Source organism: Candidatus Hydrogenedentota bacterium (assembly GCA_018005585.1).
GTDB lineage: Bacteria > Hydrogenedentota > Hydrogenedentia > Hydrogenedentales > JAGMZX01 > JAGMZX01.
Genome location: JAGMZX010000271.1, coordinates 1 through 3,707, shown reverse-complemented (window position 1 = coordinate 3,707; position 3,707 = coordinate 1). Strand labels below are relative to the sequence as shown.

3 protein-coding genes are annotated in these 3,707 nt (G+C 60.7%); 1 reads left to right on the top strand and 2 read right to left on the bottom strand.

Annotated features, from left to right (window positions below):
• Both KA184_23600 and KA184_23595 read right to left on the bottom strand, forming a co-directional pair.
• Nucleotides 1-2,850, bottom strand: a 2,850-nt coding sequence (locus KA184_23600; protein MBP8132576.1) for a trypsin-like serine protease, incomplete at its 3' end; no start/stop codon positions are given.
• Nucleotides 2,851-3,183: 333 nt separating this feature from the next.
• Entirely contained in the window at nucleotides 3,184-3,471 is a 288-nt protein-coding gene (locus KA184_23595) for a hypothetical protein (protein ID MBP8132575.1), read from the bottom strand.
• A 6-nt stretch (nucleotides 3,472-3,477) separates the two neighbouring features.
• Between KA184_23595 and KA184_23590 the strand changes: the two genes are divergently transcribed.
• A partial coding sequence (locus KA184_23590; GenBank protein MBP8132574.1) for a hypothetical protein occupies nucleotides 3,478-3,707 on the top strand: 230 nt, incomplete at its 3' end.

Genomic DNA, 3,707 nt, shown 5'->3' with positions numbered 1-3,707 from the left:
ATACCCGGCTACGGCCGTTGCTGTAGTCGGTTCGACGCGATGGCCATCGGTATTACACGTGTTGGCGAACGAACCGAGGTCCGGCACGCTGTTGGGCGTGTCAAAAAGCGGCGTGGGAACCCAGGCAAAGACAGGTTCCGGCGTGGTGTACGAACTCACATAGGTCACGCCCATGATGGCCAAGAGGTCGTGCGCGGAAAAGCCCATCAGGTCCCACGACGCGAAAATGATGCGTCCGCCGTAGTAGTAATAATGCGCGAGCGCATCCATAATCGCGGTCGAAAGAGGCCAGTTGTACTCGTCCAGCACGACCAGGTCCCAGACACCCGTTCGAATGGCGAATTCAAAGTCGCCCGGGCCATTGACGAAGGTCACGTTCGAGAAACCGAGATTGGCCAGGGCGGGCGTCACGAAATCATCGCTGCCGCCGCAACTGTCGAACAGGACCAATACGCCTTCGCCCAGACCCTCGCGGATGATGCAGATATCATCGACGACCCAGTACTGGGCCGTCGCATTGAATACCACGCGCGCAATGCCGCGGCCCATCACGGCCACGCGCTGCAGCGCCGGGTCCAGCGTCAAGGTCGTGTCATCGACAGAGGCGCCGTCGGCGTTATACGCCGTCAGCGTGACTTCGCCCGCCATCGACGAGCCAAACGCGGCCTCGAAGAACACGATGGGCTGATCGAAGGTCACCGTCTCCGGTCCCTGCGGAATGCCGCCGTCGCTCATGCCCGAAGTCGAGTTGAAGGCCAGGAAGTTGGGGGGCGTATGTCCGGTGACGCCAAACGAGCCGCACTCGTTCAGTACTGCGCCGCCGTCGTTGCCGCCCGGCCCGGCGAAGTGCACGCCGAGGTATGCATATTCCTCGGTCAGGCGTGTCGTTTCGCTGAACCCGCACGGGGCCGTCAATTCATCGAAGTTGATGTAAGCGTCGCAATCGTCGAATTCCCCTTCACCCTCACCTTCGCCTTCGCCTTCTCCCTCGCCTTCTCCCTCGCCTTCTCCCTCGCCCTCTCCTTCGCCTTCGCCGCCCGACGGGGTCGCTGTGAGGGTAATCGTGTATTCATTGATCTCCGCGTTGTCGGCAAATTCGTCCACCTGGACGTAGTAATCGCCTGCGGCGAGACCCGGCATCGCGAGGCGCGAGTAGAGACCGTCGCCGCTGTCGTCGTCGTAGCCGATTTGTGTGACCGTGGCGTCATACAACCAGAGCCGGGTGTCCGCCGAAACCGGGCCCGCGGTTTCGAGCACCACATCGGAAGGCTCGCCAAGGGTGAACGTCATCCAATCGTTGTCCCCTACGGGGCAGATGCTGTGCGACTGCGGCACACCGTTGGACAGTGGCGAAGCGCTGGCCGCATCGTCATCGTCTTCGTATGCATCATCGGAGCAGGGCGGCGCCTGAACGGCCACCTGACGCACGTCTTGCGGCGACATCGCGTTGTTCCAGTCGTTGGCGTCCGTTACATCCAGAATAATGCCGATGTAATACACGCCGGGCGCCGTAGCCAGAGGGATCGTGGGCAGGACGCTGTTCACCGTCACATACCCCCCGGCGGGGAAGTTGTAGGAAAACACCTCGACATGCAGCAGCGTGTCAGAGGTCGATATTGTCGTATCCGGGGAGAGGTAAACGTCTACATAGACTTCGCCGTCGCGATTGCCATCCGAATAATTCAGCACGTTGTAGCGGGAAGTCGTGAGCGTGTCGCCGGCGGTGACCGTCTCCGGTTCGCAGTACATATTCAACGGGGTCAGGTCCCCCGTATCCGGTTTGTGGCCGGGAATCAGGCTCCCGTTTATGTAGTCGTACTTGGATTGTGTGACGCGGCAATAGTTGCTGACCGAGCCGGTGCGGTGCGACAGTTCACCGTACACGGTCCGGCTGCTGCCGCCGTCCCAGTAATACGCGCCGCTGCCGCTCATGCCTTTGTAAGCGAGCCGGTCGATGGTCAGCAATGTCGCGGTGACCGCGTCGAACGGCCCGTACCAGTAGTACAGGTATTCCCCGTCATAGGGGGATTCGGCGGGATACCCCGCGTTGTGGAAAGTGTTCGATGTGAAATACGAATCCGTGTTGTTATACCCGTAACCGCGCCAACCCGTGATCGCGCCCACGGGACGGTCCAACTGGATCACGGCCATGTCGTGGTTCCAGTCGCCGTCGCTGGCCCAGGCTACCCAGGTTGTATAGTTCGTTGCCGTCGAGTTTCCGTAAGGCTCCACGCCGTTCTCATATCCCGGCACGGTGGTGATCTCCATGGCCCAAGAGCCGCCGCTGCCCTCGTGGACGCAGTGCCCCGCGGTCAAGACGTGCTTGGGATCTATCAGCGTGCCCGAACCTACGTAGTTCCCGTCAGGAAAGGTCATGAACAGCTTGCAATTCGGACGCCAAGTCTCGGTCTCAGGCGTCCCAATGAGCGTCAGGTCCGAAAAGTTCTTGATAATGTTCAGCGTATCTTCCGAGAGCCCATCAGCGCCGGCGACGCCCGGGTCGCCTTCGGTGCGCGCAGCATTGCTCCCTTTGACCGCCGGCAGGTCCAGAATTGTGGCTTCCCCCGTCGCCACGTCGTAGACCGTGACCTGCGTTTCAGGTATGGCGCTGCGCACGGGCTTCGGGTCCGGCATCGGCACAGGCTGGAAAACCGACCGGTCCGCGGGCAACCGGCTCGCCCCCCAAGGTTCCGGTTCCACCGCCTTCGGGTCGCCCGGCCTTACCGTGTCATCCACGAGTTCCGCCGAGATGGCCGGCGATTCCGCCCGCGCAGAAAATGCCCCGGCCGCTGCGGCAAAAAACAACACAAATACCCTGATGCCATTGGAGCGAACTAGTTGGGATAACATACGACACACCCCTCATCCGTTGTGAACACTTCGACCTCATACCAACCCTTCGTATTATATCAGTCCTACTGTTTTTTCGCTAGCAAATTCGGGGCTTTTTGCATTCAGAGCGTGGTCCGACACGAACCGCGTTACGCAATCTCCGCAAGACATGGCAGCATTACTGGATTATCCATGCTTTCTTGATTGTCCTGAGGTCCGTGTTGCGCTCGGGTGTCGGCTTGTCTCACAGCAGTCCTTCCTGTCGTTGTCCAGCGAAATCAGCACGGCAAGGGCATAGCGAGCCCTGCAAGTGCCGCCACGCCCTCTTCAGAAGAACGCATGCTCGATGTCTTACCCGGCTTGTCCCGGGCAGAAGCCGTCTTCGGTGGGCGGGTCCTCGTCCGGACAGTAATGATAGCCGCCCGAATTGTAGAATTGAATGACCCGCAACAACTCCGTCAGTTTCACCTCCCAGTCCGGTCCGCTGGGGAAATAATCGCTGTCGTGAGCACAACAGTCATGGTTTGCGCCCGGACCCGGCACATAGCCGTCCTCCGTGCTGCCCGGGTCGTCGGCGCACTGGAAGCCGCCAGAGTTGTAGAACTGGATGACCCGCAGCAGTTCGGTCAGCGCGACCAACGTGTTGTGGTCCTGGTCGGCCGTATGCCACCCGTCTTCACATTCCTCGCCTTCACCTTCACCTTCACCTTCGCCTTCACCCTCACCTTCGCCTTCGCCTTCACCCTCACCTTCGCCTTCACCCTCACCTTCGCCTTCACCCTCACCTTCGCCTTCGCCTTCTCCCTCGCCTTCGCCTTCACCCTCGCCTTGGCCTTAACCCTCGCCTTCGCCTTCGCCTTCACCCTCGCCTTCGC